Origin of the sequence: Clostridium sp. UBA2485 (genome assembly GCF_002341865.1) — a bacterium.
GTDB lineage: Bacteria > Bacillota > Clostridia > Clostridiales > Clostridiaceae > Clostridium_J.
The window spans coordinates 48,023-62,507 of record NZ_DDOV01000058.1; the positions used below are offsets into that span (position 1 = coordinate 48,023).

Sequence of the window (14,485 nt, forward strand, 5' to 3'; positions counted from 1 at the left end):
TTAAGGCTTATTTATTTTAAATCAAGAATAGCATAAATTATCAAAAAAACAGTTTAAGTTATAGATAAAATATAACTATAGTGAGGATGTGAATTGATGGATTACTTTGAAAGAATACAAAATGCTATTGAATTTATAGAGGAGAATCTTGAAGAAGAAATAGAAATTAATGAAGTTGCGTCAAAAGCTTTTTTTTCAGCTTTTCATTTCCAAAGACTTTTTCAAGCAATTTCAGGGTTTTCTGTACAGGAGTATATAAGAAAAAGAAGATTATCCGAAGCAGCAGTTTTACTGGAGAAAACAAATAAAAATATATTGGACATAGCTATTTCTTATCAATATAATTCTCAGGAAGCATTTACTCGGGCATTTAAAGGTTATTTTGATATAACGCCGGCTGCATATCGAAAGACTAATATAAATGTTAATAAGCAAAACAAAATTAATTTTCTTGATTATAGAAAAAATATTAAAGGAGAAATAAATATGAATAAGCCTGATATTATTATTTTAACCAAGATAAATATTATGGGATATGAATATAAGACAAATTTAAATGATTATGAGTATTTTAAAAATATCCCTGAATTTTATAATGATTTTGGGAAAAATGAATATTATCTACAAATTCCGCAAAGATCTAAACCAAGCATTTGCTATGGCATAGCATGTAATTTTCAAGATAACGGAGGATTTTCATTTATTATTGGTGAAGAAGTAGATGCTTTTTCTGAAGATATAGATAATAATTTTGTTAATTTTGAAGTTCCTGAGGGGAAATATGCAGAATTTAAAATATGTGGAGCAGTTGATTTAGTTCAAAATACAAGAAGATATATTTATAGTAATTGGTTACCAAATTCTAATTACGAGAGACGAGAAGAACCTGATTTTGAGATTACAGATGTCTGTAACTCAAGATTTCCAAATAATATGAATATGAAAATATATATACCTATTAAGTAGAAATTTTACTTTCACATTTATTTTGTAGACGGAGCAGGTGAATAATATGAATATAGGAATAGCTTTTAATGAATTTCCAGTTTTGGAATCGGAAAACTTAATATTAAAAAAAATTGAGGCTAGTAATATAGAAGAATTATATGCAATTTACAGCAATGAAAAGGTATTTAAATATTGTGGAATTATACCAAAGAAGAATATTAAAACTATAAGTAATATGGTTACTCATTTTGAAAGAGATTATAATAAAAAAGATAGAATTAAATGGGGGATATTTTTAAAAAATAAGACTGCTATATTAGTTGGAATTATTGAAGCCATGGATTTTAAGCCAAAGATAGATATGGTAACAATAGGATATTTTTTATCAGAGTCATATTGGGGACAGGATATTGCATCCGAAGCTCTTAAAATATTAATAAAATTCTTATTTGAGAAGGTTAATATTAATAGAATTCAAGCAGAAGTTATGCCAGAAAATGAAGCCTCAAAGAAAGTACTTTTAAAAAATGGCTTTATAAAAGAAGGATTACTAAGGCAGGCTACTTTATGGTCTGGCAAAGGTATAGTAGATTTGGAGATATATAGCATTCTAAAAGAAGATTACAAGGAGTAACTTACCTTTAGTTTATAGTTATTATTTTAAATAGCATCAAAAGAAAAAGAACTGTAAATAAGTTTATAAAAACTTATTTACAGTTTTATATAGTTCAATGTTAATTAACGTACATTCTCTTAAAAATCTATTCTACTTTTAATTAGTTAATTTATTTTAGATCACTAATTAAAGTATATATTATTTGCTTTTAGATAAATATTTTTTAAATTGTTTATATCCTATAAGTACTATCCAAACATAAGCTAATGTTTTAGGTATCATCAACATTCCAATTAATCTATTAGTAGTTGCCCAAAGAACTACCGGGGTATATAGAGCAAAAGATAATAGCACAGCTAAAGCCATATATTTATAATCTTTATCATTAACTTTAGTGGCTTCCTTATAAATAATATAAATCATTATTATTCCCATAATTGTAAAAGGTATATTTCTGTAAATACCCCAACTTACAGGAGCATAATAATTTAACCAATCATTTTGAGGAAATAAGCATAGCGCTATTCTAATTAAAGCAAGTAAATAAATTGAAATATCTAAGGCCTTTACTTCTTTAATATTAAATCTTAGTTTCCAAATTTTATATAGAATTACATAAAAAATGGTCATTGTAATAGAAGTTACAAATTTGCCGAATCCTAAACTAGCAGCATTAGCCTCAAGACCTGTAGTTAATAGTGCATATATTCTTGGTATAAGATGAAAAGAATCCCCTATTCCAAGTATTAATGACATATAACCGAATAGCTTAAAATATTTATTATCTTTACTATTTTTTATCATGATACTTCCAAGAGTAATTACTGTTGTAAGATATACAACATGAAAAATTGGTTCCATTATAGCTTGCATAAATAATCCTCCTTAATATATGGTTTTCATGCGAACTATTCAATATTAATTTTATTAAATCATTTCTACAAAATAAAGAATTAATAAAATACAACAAATAAAAGGTTAATTTTATAGAAAAGCTTCTTATTTGCATATCATAATTATAAATAAATTTAATAGTTTAAAAACTATAGCTTTATTTCTTTTTAAAGATATAGGGATCAAATAAAGGGTGCTAGCTAACTATTTTAAATCAATTAAATTACTCTTTAATTTTTGATAAAATATTTCTTAAGTTCTTTACTAATTCCTCTAACTCTTCTTTGCTGCAATCTTTAAATATATTATCAAAGCTTTCTTGTATTATGGTTCTAAAATTCTTAGCAAATTCTAATCCCTTTGAAGAAAATTTTACATAAGTATTTCTCTTATCGTCAGGATATTTTACCTTTTCTAAATAACCGTATTCTTCTAATCTAGTCACAATACCAGATACAGTACCTTTAGCCAAGGACATTTCATCACATATCTCAGAAATAGTCATTTCTTTATTATGGGCTATAAGTTTAATTACAATAATCTGTTGATGAGTTAGATTACTATCTTTTAGATTTTTTTCAACAATATGCATAGACTTAGAATATATTTCTTTTATTAACATGGCTATTTTAAAACTATCAAAGCTTGAACTCATAAAATCACCTCAAATTGTATATAAAAACAATTCTATACCCTATGACTATATTTAGTCAATCAATAAGTAGAAAGATTTAAAAAAAACAGTTCGTATGCAAACTATAATATACTATAAATTTACTATGGTCAATACTAATTTAAAAAATATTTATCTTTATTTATAATCAAAGAAAGATAAAAGAAACCTTAATTTGTTATGTGGTTTGACAGGTTATTTTTGTACTAATAATTTGTTATAAAATATATAAGATATATGAAAAATTGAAATGAAAAATCAAGTAAGTTCACTTTTGAAGAATAATAGCAATTTAAAGTCCATAAAGGTGGATTTTAGTTATTTTTTGAATATATCTTAATTAATAATTTTTTTAATATGACATGATGACGTCATATAAGACTATTTATAATTAAAGAACATATGTAAATATTTTAATGGATAAGGGGGAAAAATTATGTCTAGTAAGTGTGAACGTATTCTTGATAGTATTAGATTAAATGCTGGGGAAGATATCTATAAAAAAATAATGGAGGTATATGGTGAATTACCTTTAAAATCATCACCTACTAAGCAAGCAAAATATGTTAAAAGTATATTAAATGAACTTGAAAATAATATTGGAGAAATTATAGTAGAAAAAGTAATGAAACCCTGTGGACATTTATGCATTTCAAATAGAACAATTAAGGAAGCAAAAAAATTATTTGAAAGAGCTGAAAATGTTGAAAAATTTTTAGATTTAATGAATGAGAAACATATAGGTGGTGGAGAACTTCACATGGATAGTGGAAACATAATTGGAATTTACAATAAGTGTTATTGTGGAATGACTAAAAATGTAGAAGATATGCCAGTTTCATATTGTAATTGCTCTGCAGGATGGTTTGAAAAATTATTTAGCTCAGTATTTAATAAAACAGTAAATGTCACAAAACTTCACACTATTTTAGAGGGAGCAGATAACTGTGTTTTTAAAATTGAGTTTTAAGGAGAATGATCATGACAAATAAGTTTGATTATAAAAAAGTATTTAAGGAGTTCTATAGTCAGCCTGCGAAAAAAGTCTCAATTTTAAAGATACCAAAGTTTAAATATTTAATGATAAATGGCCATGGAAATCCAAATACATTAAAGGAATACAAGGATGCAGTTGAAGCATTATTCAGTTTATCCTATACTATAAAATTTATGATTAAGAACAGTGATTTAAAGATAGATTATGGAGTAATGCCACTGGAAAGTCTATGGTTGACTGATAATATAAATGATTTTTCAATAGATAATAAAGATATATGGAAATGGTGCAGTATGATTATGCAGCCTGATATTGTTACAGAAGATTATATAGAAAAAGCTTTGTATGAAGTAGAAAAAAAGAAGAAATTATCATCTCTTTCTAAAGTAGAGTATAAAGACTATGATGAAGGACTTGTTGCACAAACTATGCATGTGGGACCTTATACAAATGAAGGTACTACTGTAGAGAAGCTTCATAATTATATCAAAGAATGTGGATATGAATTAAGAGGATTACATCATGAAATATATTTAAATGATCCTAGACGATGTTTACCTAATAATATAAAAACTATAATTAGGCAACCTATAATGTTAAAGGAATAGGCGTTAGAATATAAAAGTTTTAATATCTTAATATTAAAAGGTGTGAAATTTAGATTTAGTACTCTAAGTTTAACACCTTTTTTACTTGATATTATTAAATTTTATAAGGTGTTTATAAAGCGATTCACTTAAACTTTATTTTAGTGAATCTCATTTTACAGTATGTGATGTATACTGTGAATTAAAGTTTAAAAATGAATAATGTGATTAAAATTGAAATTTTTTTATTAAATATAAATTTTGTACATTATTGTTTTTGATGAATATAATAATATGAATGAATTTAGTTTCTATAGAATTACCTATGCTTGTATTATTTGGCTTTTGGTTTTTAATACCATGGTAACTTTAGCAATTAATGCTTATATAATGAATAAATCATATAAAGAAATATTAGGCATAGTTAGATTTTTTATGAGAGTTATAAGTCGATGTATAATGCTCTAAGGCGATTATAATAGAATATTTATCTGTTTATTTTATGTTTTTAATTATAGGTGTAATAATTTCTGTAGTTGTTTTATCTTTAAATTATAGCAACGGCTTTAAAAAAGCTTAAAGGCTAAAGATTTCATTTAGATAATGAAAATTACTATATAACAAAAGGGGAGGGGATAAAGCGATGGAAGATAGAAAAGTATTAACTACTTTAGAAGAAGTAAAAGCTATTTCTGATCCTTTTAGATACAGAATTTTAAATACACTTATAGATATGAACGAGCCAGCTACAGTAAAACAGATAGCTGATAAAATGAAAGAAGTTCCATCAAAAATATATTATCATGTAAATAAGCTTGAAAAAGTGGGAATAGTAAAGCTAATTTACACTAAAAAAATAAAGGGAATTATAACTAAATATTATGAACCCTTAGCTAGAAAGTTTGAAATAAAATGTTCAAAAGAAGTAGAGGAACCTTCTAAAATGATGCTTTTGGCAGTAAGTCAAATGATGATTTCAGAGTTTTATGATAATAGCAAAGATATATTTTTAAACTCTATGGATAAAAATATACAAGAATCAAATGGAACTATTATAAGCAAGAATGTCTATCTTACAGAAGAAGAGGCAGAAGAAATAATAGAATTAATGAAAAGTTTTTTAAAAAATCATAAACAAAAAGATTCTAAAAAGCTTAGATATCATAGCTTTTTTACAATAATTGAAGAATAAGAAATAATTTATTGAACCCCATAACTATTTTTTTAGATATTTAAGAAAAATAGTTATGGGGTTCATATATTAATAATGAAACCATTAAAAAATATTGGAATTATTAGATGGAATATGAATTAAATTTCATTTAACTTACAATTTTTATTGTTGATATAAGTAATAAATTAAATAAAAAATGAAACAATTAATAGATTTTTAAAAGTTTTTATAAGACAACAGAATATTTGACATATTTTTAAATACAATGTATAATTTTGTTGAAAAATTAATAAATTTAAGAATTTAGGGAAGTTTGGTGAAATTCCAACACGAACCCATCACTGTAAGCGATGACGATGCCTAACATGCCACTGGATTAATTCTGGGAAGGCTAGGCTAAGGGTGAATCGTAAGTCAGGATACCTAAACTTAAAGAGAAATAGATTGAGGGGGGAGCAACTAAATCTAATTTTATAGCAAAGATGGGTAAGCTATGGCGTTGACTATGGCTTTTTTTTATTGTAAAAATTTAAAAGAGAAGGAATGGAATTATGAAAAAGTTATTTAAAAACAAGATATTACTAATATTTTTAGTGTTAACAATGGTATTAGGAACCTTAGTTGGATGTACAACTAAAGATACTAGTATAAATGAGGATGATGAAATTGTGCTGGCAGCTGCAAGAGATTTATCACCAGGAGCAAAAGATGCATATTATGCTACTTCTATATTATTTGTTTGGGAGCCTTTAATTGGACTAGATGATAAAGGAAATCCTTGTGCTGAGTTAGCAGAAAAATGGACAAACTCTGAAGATTTTAAAGAATGGACTTTTAAGATAAAGGAAGGAGTAAAATTTCATGATGGAGTTCAATTAGATGCTGATGCGGTAATTAAAAACTTTGATCGATATATGAATATGAAAACGAAAGGATCACCATTTTATTCTTTTGATTTAGAAAAAACATATCCTAATTTAAAAGAAGTGGTTAAAGTATCTGATTATGAAGTTAAATTAATATTTAATAAACCTATATCGACACTAATATATAACATGGCTAGATTTGGTAGTGCTATGTATAGTCCACAATGCTTTGATATAAATACAGGAGATTTTACAGATATAGCAAAAGGTACAGGACCATTTAAAATTGTAGGACATGAAAAGGATCAATATACATTATTAGAAAGAAATGAAGAATACTATGGTGATAAAGCGAAGGCTAAGAAAGTAAGAGTAAAAGTTATTCCAGATGCAGAAACTAGATTTTCAGCTTTAAAATCTGAGGAAATTATGGGAGTAATGGACTTAGGAGCAATAACTCCAGAATTATCTAAAGAATTATTAAAAGATAAAAATTTTGATGTATCTACTGGAAAATCAAGTATAACTCACTTTATCTCCACTAATGGTGTTAAAGGACCATTCAGCAATGCAAAAATGAAAGAGGCATTAAGTTTAGTAGTGGATAGAGATCTTATAGTTGATGAATTCTTTAGAGGATATGGAACTTCAACTATTAATATATTAAACCACACATCTCCTTTTGCAAAAGAGATAAAGCCAGTTCATGATAAAGAAGGAGCTAAAGAAATTGCAAAAGAAGTATTAAAAGGAGAAACAAAAGAAGTAAAATTTATAGTACCTTCTTATGGAGTAGATCGTTACCCTTATAAAACTGAAGCAGAATATATTCAATCAGCGATAAAAGATATAGGATTAAATGCAACAATAACAATTTTAGACGGAGCTGCATTTAAAGAGGCTATGAAAAAAGGAGAATATGATTTAGCTATACATCCTCAAGGGCTGCCAAATGCAGAACCTTTTACTATATTTGAGGGATATATGCATAGTGAGGGATCAAGTAATAAGTCTTATAGTTTAGGATATGAAAACCAAAGAGCAGATGAGTTAATTGATAAGCTAAAAGAAACTAATGACATGGCTAAAAGAGAAGAAATATACAATGAACTTCAGGATATATCAGCTAAAGATCCAGCGAGTATACCACTGTTCCAAGATGTTAATTTAATAGCCTTCAATAAAAAAATAAAAGGTTTTGAGGCAACAAATTATGGAACTACCCTAAACAAAATGGAGTGGAGTAAATAGTGGAAAATATTTTTAAATATATATTTAAAAAAGTATTGTCCACTATACCAGTTTTAATAGGCATAACTTTATTAGCATTTATCCTTGGAGTTATTGCACCGGGAGATCCGGCAGTTGAAGTTTTAAGTATGGATGGAATAAGTACTCCTACAGAAGAAGAAATACAAGAGGTAAGAGAAGAATTAGGATTAAATGATAATATATTAGTTCAATATGTTAATTGGACTAAAAAAGCTATTAAAGGAGATTTAGGAGTTTCTTATATAAAAAAGACTCCTGTATCAGAAGAAATACTGAGAAGGTTACCAATAACCTTCTCAGTATCATTAATGGCAATGATATTTGTAGTAATTTTTTCAATACCGTTAGCAATAATTATGGCATTAAAAAAAGATTCTTTAATTGACAATATAGGAAGAACTATATCATTACTTTTAACATCTATACCAGGATTTTGGCTTGCTATAGTTATGATGAACATATTTTGTGAAAGATTAAAAATATTACCTACTAGTGGATATGGTACACTTAAGCACTTAATAATGCCAGCCTTTGTTTTAGCAGCAGGAACAATAGGAACAATTATGAGATTAAATAGAGCTACATTAATAGAATCTCTTGGACAAAATTATATAGTTACTGCTGAAGGCAAAGGGCTGCCAGAAAGAGTGATCTTATTAAAATATGGGCTTATGAATTCAATTATGCCTATAATTACTGTTCTAGGAAATTATTTTGGAGCAATACTTGGGGGAGCAACAGTTGTAGAGGTCATTTTTGGACTTCCAGGTATGGGAAGTTATGTTATTCAAGGTATAATGAGTAGAGATTATCCTGTTGTTCAGGGATATGTTGTTTTTACAGGAGTAATTTTTGTTATATTTAACCTTATAGTAGATTTATGCTACTTAGCATTAAATCCTAAAATAAGACTTGGAGGTAAATAACGGTGAAAAGGTTTAACAAAGTTAAAAATATGCCTCTTATTTATAAGATAGCATTTATAACACTTATTGCTATGATTTTAATAGGAATATTTGCACCAGTATTAGCACCTTATGATCCAAATGCTATAGATATGACGAAAAGACTTCAAAGCATATCTAAAGAACATCTTTTAGGAACAGATGCATTAGGAAGAGATGTTTTTAGTAGAATATTATATGGTGCAAGGATTTCAATATTTTTAGCAATACTTTCAACTATATGTACAATGTTTTTAGGAACAACTATAGGAGTTATAGCAGGATATTTTGGTGGTGTTTTAGATAGCATAATACAAGTGTTAGTTAGTATATTTCAAGGGCTTCCGGGTCTTAGTTTTATGATAGCTATTGCAGGAGTTTTAGGACCAGGTATTAAAAGCTTAATAATTGCCATAGTAGTAACTTCCTGGGCAGGATTCTCTAGAGTAGTAAGAGGGGAAGTTCTAAAAATAAAAGAAGAGAATTATATAGAAGGTGCTAGGGCTTTAGGTGCTAGTCATTTTTATATAATAATTCATCATATATTGCCTAATATTTTTGCACCTTTTATAGTGCTTTTTACTGTAAGGATAGGAAAAGTTGTACTATCAATGGCATCACTGAGTTTTTTAGGACTTGGCATTCAACCACCACAGGCAGATTGGGGTGTAATGGTAAATGATGCTAAAACTTACTTTAGATCCTATCCGCATTTATTATTAGCTCCAGGAAGTTGCATAATGCTATTGTGTTGCAGTATAAACCTAATTGGCGATGGTTTAAGAGATCTATTTGACGAGAAAAAGGATTTCTTTAATCAATATCTTTAAAAGGATGTTTTAGTATGGAAGAAGATATAAAAATAGAAAATTTAAAAGTACATTTTAATACTAAAGAAGGGGATGTTAAGGCAGTAGATGGAATTGACTTAACATTGAAGAGAGGAAATATTATAGGAATAGTAGGGGAAACAGGCAGTGGAAAATCAGTATTAGGTCTCTCAGTATTAGGATTACTAGCTCAGAATGCTAAAGTGGGAGGAAATATACTTTATAATGATAAAAATTTATTAACTTTAAAAAATCAGGAATTAAGAAAAATAAGGGGAAAGGAAATAGCATTAATACCTCAAAATCCAGAAACAGCCTTTAATCCTATATACAATGTAGGTTCTCAAATAAGTGAATTATTTTATTATCACAACAAAGAAAAAAAAAGTGAAAGCAAGGAAAAGACTATAAAAATTTTGGAGAAATTCTCATTTAAAAACAGCAATAAAGTGTATAGTTCTTATGGATTTCAATTAAGTGGGGGAATGAAACAAAGAGTATTGTCAGCAATGGGTATGGCATTAGAGCCAAAATGGATAATTGCAGATGAGCCAACTAAAGGTTTAGATGCAATAATAAGAAATCAAGTATATGATGTTTTCAAAAACCTTAAAGAAAATATGGGAGTAAGTATGATACTAATAACCCATGATTTAATGCTAGCAAAGAAGCTTTGTGATGAAGTTATAGTAATGTATGCAGGGAAGATATTAGAGAAAGGGAGTAAAGAAGATATTTTTGAAAATCCTAAGCATCCTTATACTAAAGGATTAATAGATGCTCAACCTAATAAAAAGCTTATTCCTTTAGATGGAGTTGCGCCAAGTTTAACAGATTTACCAAAAGGATGTAGATTTCATCCTAGATGTAAATATAAGAAAGAATTATGTATGGAAAAAGAGGCCAAGCTTTATAAAGTAGATAGCTGTGAAGTGAGGTGTTTTTTATATGATAGAGATAATAAATTTACATAAACAGTTTAAAAGTGGAATAGTAAATAAAAGTGTAGTTACGGCGGTAGATGGAGTATCTTTTAAAATCGAAAAGGGAAAAACCTTAGGGCTAGTTGGAGAAAGTGGATGTGGAAAGTCTACTTTATCAAGATTAATATTAAAACTTATAAAGCCAGATAGCGGTAGAATAATTTATAACGAAGAAGATATTACAAACTATAGCTTTTCAAAAATGAGAGATTTAAGACGAGAGCTGCAAATAATATTTCAACATCCTGATTCAGCACTAAATCCCAAAAAAACTATAGAAGAAAGCTTAATAGAACCATTGAAATTACATAAAATTTATAATAAAAATACTTCACAAAAATACATTAAAGATTATTTAGAATTTGTTGGATTAAATGATGAAATTTTATCAAGATATCCTTATCAAGTAAGTGGAGGTCAAATTCAAAGAGTAGCTTTAGCTAGGGTGTTACTTTTAAAACCAAAATTTATCATACTAGATGAACCTACATCAATGTTAGATGTATCAGTACAAGCTCAAGTTATACAACTATTAAAAAAAGCCCAAAAGGAATTTGATATAACGTATTTATTTATATCACATGACATAGATTTAGTTAAGGCAGTAAGTGATGATATAGCTGTAATGCTAGATGGTAAAATAGTAGAAATTATAAAAGCTGAGGAAATCTACAAAAATGCTAAAAATGAATATACTAAAAGACTTACAGAAAGCTTTATAAATTTTTAAAGGAGAGCAAGAAATATGTACTTAGATTATAAAGATATAGATTTTGAGGAAATATGGCAAAATAGAATTAGAAGTAAAAATGGGTATGAGAAACAGCGAGCTTTTGATGATGAAGTTGAAAGAGAGTTTTGGGAGAATTTAGCTCCTAATTATGATAAAAATCCTACACTATATGACTATTCTAAAGAAGTATTTAAGATAGTAGAAAGTTTAATTGAAAAAGGTAGTAGTTTAATAGAAATTGGATGTGGAACAGGGAAGTTTACAATGCCGTTGTCAAATAAGTGCAAAGATGTATTAGCCGTTGACTTTTCAAAGGATATGTTAAAGGTACTAAAAGAAAAAATAGAAAATAACAATATAAATAATATAAGAACCTTAGAGGGAAAATGGGAAAATGCCAATATTGATAAGATGGATTACATACTATCAGTAAATTCTCTTTATAGGGTATGGAATATCAAAGATGCTCTAAAAAAGATGACTGCTTTAGCTGAAAAAGCAGTTATAATAGTACGAACCATACAAAAGCCTATGTTTAACCAATTATATATGGAATTAGGCATAGAGGATCAAACAGTTTTAGACTACATATATTTTGAAAATATAATACATTCTTTAGGTATTTATGCAAATATACAATATATAGATGTAAAAAATAATATATATTTTAATAATATAGAGGATATATATAGAAAAATAGAAGAAGATATAGGGAGAAAAACAAATAATAATATAATAGATAGTTTTATAGAAAAAAACTTTATAAAAGAAGAGAATAAGTATGTATATACTAATAACTCTAAGGTTGCAATTATATCGTGGAAGATATAAAATTATAAATTTATACGATTAATAAAACAGAAAGCTGGTTAGTATAAAGTTTACATTAACCAGCTTTTTGTTTTATATTATGAACTTTGATATTTTCTTCTTTTAAATTTGATAGCAAATATAGATGCAATAATTATAGATAATAATGAGAATATAAGAATAGTAACTAAATACGAGGTATTTTGAGGAGTCTCAGATCCTTGAATTCTATCCTTTGGTCCTCTACCAAATTGATTATCTTTCATATTTTCATTATCAATATTCGGATTTTTGTCTAAGTTATCTTGAAAGTCTTTAGTTCCATTTTCGCCCTTCATGCCAAAAGGAGAGTTTTTAATAATTTCAATTACTGACTCATCAATACCTAAATTTTTAAGCTCTGCAATTTGTTCATCTGTAAGGATACCATCTTCAGAAGCCTGAATTATTTCCATAGCTTTTTTCATTGTACTCATATCAGGCATATTACCATCACCAAAGCCATTTGGAGAGTTGTTATCCGGATTTGGAGAATTGGTTCCAGGTAATTTTTCACCAGGGAAACCACCATTACCACCACCCATAGTTCCAAGAGCACTTAAATCAACATTTGTAGGAATATTACCATAAGTAGTTGATGGTTGAGCACCTGCAAGTTGAGCGGTTATACTTGAAGCTCTATCTTCTCCGAAAGAAATAAGTACTGGAAGAGAAGTTTTATATTCTTCATAGGTATAAAAAGCAGTAGCATCATTCTTAACATAGTTTCCAATAAGGTTATCTAGGTTATTTATTGTAGATTTGAAAACTCCATTATCAATGTAGCTTGTCACTATTTCATTTAGATATTTATGGTATAATTCTTTGTATTCGGATACTTCAAGAAGTTTAGCTATAAGTGGACTATTTTCTAGAGTATCTGTAACAGGGGAATCGATAGGGAAATTAACTGCCTTTTCAGCATCGTTCATTTGAAATCCTGCGAAAGAAAGATTAAAGTCCCATGGCAATATTTGAAAAATGCCATTTTCTTCATAAAGATAATAGTTATGTTTCATACTTCCAGCATAGCTGTCTAAATTAACTAAAAATGTATTAACAGCAAAATATCTTAGTATTTCACCTACATCAAGATATTTTTCTAAATCAGTGCCTTCATTGAGATTTTTTATCATATCGATAACCTTTTCGTGATCTGAGGAATTAGTTTTTTTAAGTACTGCACTATCCAAAACGCTTGAGTAATTTGAAGGGTCATCACCATTCCATACAAGGTTTGTACCACCACTTGATCCCATACCTTTACCGCCACCCATTGGATTTTGTTCATTGCCTTCTTTATTAGGTCCTTCATTTAAATTAGCTTGTTCATTTAAATTAGCTTGTTCATTTAAATTAGCTTGTTCATTTAAATTGGGCTGTTCATTTAAGTTAGGCCTTTGACCAGGAGCAGCATCTGGAGCATTATTTGGATTTTGTCCTTGCTTACCATTAGGCATAGCACCACCTATTTTTGTGCTTTCAGGCTTATAAAGATTTCCTTCTAAAGTACCATAGTTTCTTTCAAGAAAACTTTCCTCTAGAACTTCTACAGCTAAGTAAAGACCCCAGTCTTCACCATTTATCTTTATATTTGCATAAGCATAAGCTGGTGTTGGAATTCCCATGGCAGTATATAAATCGTATGAAAGATACTCTTTCATATAAGTGGTATCTGACATAATATTATTTATAACTAATTTATTAAGACCATGTAAAGTTTGTCCATCTACGTACTCATCAAACTTAATTTTAAAGCTATATCTATCAGTGGTGTCGTCACTTGCAATCATTGATAAGCTAGAGTTACCTTTAGGTCTTATGCCTACATTATAATATGTTTCACCATTAATTGAGATATTTGCATTTTTATATTCTTCTTCTGTTGCATTTTCAATAGTCCAATCCCAATCTTCTTCAGAAATATTTATATCAATTTCCATTACTTTATTTTTATCAAATACCTTGCTGATATATTCTGCTTCTGTAATAGAAGAGGTGTAATTTGTATTATTAGATAAAATTACAATTAAAGATGCAAACAAAAGGGATAATACCATAATAATTGATATTATGATATTAATAAATTTATTGGAAATCATTTTAACACCACCTAATA

At 27.8% G+C, this 14,485-nt stretch carries 14 protein-coding genes and 1 riboswitch; of the genes, 11 read left to right on the top strand and 3 right to left on the bottom strand.

Annotated elements, in window-relative coordinates; all coding sequences use genetic code 11:
• Nucleotides 1-96 precede the first annotated feature (96 nt).
• Both B3603_RS12280 and B3603_RS12285 read left to right on the top strand, forming a co-directional pair.
• Entirely contained in the window at nt 97-966 is an 870-nt protein-coding gene (locus B3603_RS12280; protein WP_291565217.1) for an effector binding domain-containing protein, read from the top strand.
• Nucleotides 967-1,012: 46 nt separating this feature from the next.
• Nucleotides 1,013-1,582: a GNAT family N-acetyltransferase gene (locus B3603_RS12285; protein ID WP_291565220.1), complete on the top strand. Its 570-nt coding sequence runs from the start codon at nt 1,013-1,015 to the stop codon at nt 1,580-1,582.
• Nucleotides 1,583-1,762: 180 nt separating this feature from the next.
• Here the strand turns inward: B3603_RS12285 and B3603_RS12290 are convergent, their stop codons facing one another.
• Together B3603_RS12290 and B3603_RS12295 are read right to left on the bottom strand one after the other, a co-directional pair.
• Nucleotides 1,763-2,437 carry a hypothetical protein gene (locus B3603_RS12290; protein WP_291565222.1) on the bottom strand — a complete coding sequence of 225 codons (675 nt, stop codon included), beginning with the start codon at nt 2,435-2,437 and terminating at the stop codon, nt 1,763-1,765.
• Nucleotides 2,438-2,681: 244 nt separating this feature from the next.
• Entirely contained in the window at nt 2,682-3,113 is a 432-nt protein-coding gene (locus B3603_RS12295) for a MarR family winged helix-turn-helix transcriptional regulator (RefSeq protein ID WP_291565225.1), read from the bottom strand.
• A 454-nt stretch (nt 3,114-3,567) separates the two neighbouring features.
• Between B3603_RS12295 and B3603_RS12300 the strand changes: the two genes are divergently transcribed.
• From B3603_RS12300 to B3603_RS12340, 9 genes are all read left to right on the top strand, one after another.
• Nucleotides 3,568-4,101, top strand: a complete 534-nt coding sequence (locus B3603_RS12300; RefSeq protein ID WP_291565228.1) for a DUF6144 family protein — start codon at nt 3,568-3,570, stop codon at nt 4,099-4,101.
• Nucleotides 4,102-4,112: 11 nt separating this feature from the next.
• Nucleotides 4,113-4,736: a GyrI-like domain-containing protein gene (locus B3603_RS12305; RefSeq protein ID WP_291565231.1), complete on the top strand. Its 624-nt coding sequence runs from the start codon at nt 4,113-4,115 to the stop codon at nt 4,734-4,736.
• A 622-nt stretch (nt 4,737-5,358) separates the two neighbouring features.
• On the top strand, nt 5,359-5,907 hold the full coding sequence (locus B3603_RS12310; protein WP_291565234.1) for an ArsR/SmtB family transcription factor: 549 nt from the start codon (nt 5,359-5,361) through the stop codon (nt 5,905-5,907).
• Between the two features lie 247 nt (nt 5,908-6,154).
• Nucleotides 6,155-6,335: riboswitch (cobalamin riboswitch) on the top strand.
• A 105-nt stretch (nt 6,336-6,440) separates the two neighbouring features.
• A complete protein-coding gene (locus B3603_RS12315) occupies nt 6,441-8,006 on the top strand; it encodes an ABC transporter substrate-binding protein (RefSeq protein WP_291565237.1) in 1,566 nt (521 codons plus the stop codon).
• Complete coding sequence (locus tag B3603_RS12320; protein WP_291565240.1) at nt 8,006-8,953, top strand: ABC transporter permease; 948 nt, start codon at nt 8,006-8,008, stop codon at nt 8,951-8,953. Before B3603_RS12315 ends, B3603_RS12320 begins: the two co-directional genes overlap by 1 nt.
• A 2-nt stretch (nt 8,954-8,955) precedes the next feature.
• On the top strand, nt 8,956-9,801 hold the full coding sequence (locus tag B3603_RS12325; RefSeq protein ID WP_312573258.1) for an ABC transporter permease: 846 nt from the start codon (nt 8,956-8,958) through the stop codon (nt 9,799-9,801).
• 14 nt (nt 9,802-9,815) lie between these two features.
• Nucleotides 9,816-10,775, top strand: coding sequence for an ABC transporter ATP-binding protein (locus B3603_RS12330; RefSeq protein ID WP_291565243.1), 960 nt, complete (start codon nt 9,816-9,818; stop codon nt 10,773-10,775).
• Nucleotides 10,750-11,514: an ABC transporter ATP-binding protein gene (locus tag B3603_RS12335; RefSeq protein ID WP_291565246.1), complete on the top strand. Its 765-nt coding sequence runs from the start codon at nt 10,750-10,752 to the stop codon at nt 11,512-11,514. Before B3603_RS12330 ends, B3603_RS12335 begins: the two co-directional genes overlap by 26 nt.
• Before the next feature lie 15 nt (nt 11,515-11,529).
• A complete protein-coding gene (locus tag B3603_RS12340) occupies nt 11,530-12,348 on the top strand; it encodes a class I SAM-dependent methyltransferase (protein ID WP_291565250.1) in 819 nt (272 codons plus the stop codon).
• Between the two features lie 77 nt (nt 12,349-12,425).
• On the opposite strand, the gene B3603_RS12345 is transcribed toward B3603_RS12340, so the two are convergent.
• Entirely contained in the window at nt 12,426-14,468 is a 2,043-nt protein-coding gene (locus B3603_RS12345; RefSeq protein ID WP_291565253.1) for a CotH kinase family protein, read from the bottom strand.
• Nucleotides 14,469-14,485 lie beyond the last annotated feature (17 nt).

What these genes read in the sequence shown, in the direction of transcription:
- B3603_RS12280 (WP_291565217.1), top strand. Translation starts at nt 97, where the DNA reads ATGGATTACTTTGAAAGAATACAAAATGCTATTGAATTTATAGAGGAG.
- B3603_RS12285 (WP_291565220.1), top strand. Translation starts at nt 1,013, where the DNA reads ATGAATATAGGAATAGCTTTTAATGAATTTCCAGTTTTGGAATCGGAA.
- B3603_RS12290 (WP_291565222.1), bottom strand. Translation starts at nt 2,437, where the DNA reads ATGCAAGCTATAATGGAACCAATTTTTCATGTTGTATATCTTACAACA.
- B3603_RS12295 (WP_291565225.1), bottom strand. Translation starts at nt 3,113, where the DNA reads ATGAGTTCAAGCTTTGATAGTTTTAAAATAGCCATGTTAATAAAAGAA.
- B3603_RS12300 (WP_291565228.1), top strand. Translation starts at nt 3,568, where the DNA reads ATGTCTAGTAAGTGTGAACGTATTCTTGATAGTATTAGATTAAATGCT.
- B3603_RS12305 (WP_291565231.1), top strand. Translation starts at nt 4,113, where the DNA reads ATGACAAATAAGTTTGATTATAAAAAAGTATTTAAGGAGTTCTATAGT.
- B3603_RS12310 (WP_291565234.1), top strand. Translation starts at nt 5,359, where the DNA reads ATGGAAGATAGAAAAGTATTAACTACTTTAGAAGAAGTAAAAGCTATT.
- B3603_RS12315 (WP_291565237.1), top strand. Translation starts at nt 6,441, where the DNA reads ATGAAAAAGTTATTTAAAAACAAGATATTACTAATATTTTTAGTGTTA.
- B3603_RS12330 (WP_291565243.1), top strand. Translation starts at nt 9,816, where the DNA reads ATGGAAGAAGATATAAAAATAGAAAATTTAAAAGTACATTTTAATACT.
- B3603_RS12335 (WP_291565246.1), top strand. Translation starts at nt 10,750, where the DNA reads ATGATAGAGATAATAAATTTACATAAACAGTTTAAAAGTGGAATAGTA.
- B3603_RS12340 (WP_291565250.1), top strand. Translation starts at nt 11,530, where the DNA reads ATGTACTTAGATTATAAAGATATAGATTTTGAGGAAATATGGCAAAAT.
- B3603_RS12345 (WP_291565253.1), bottom strand. Translation starts at nt 14,468, where the DNA reads ATGATTTCCAATAAATTTATTAATATCATAATATCAATTATTATGGTA.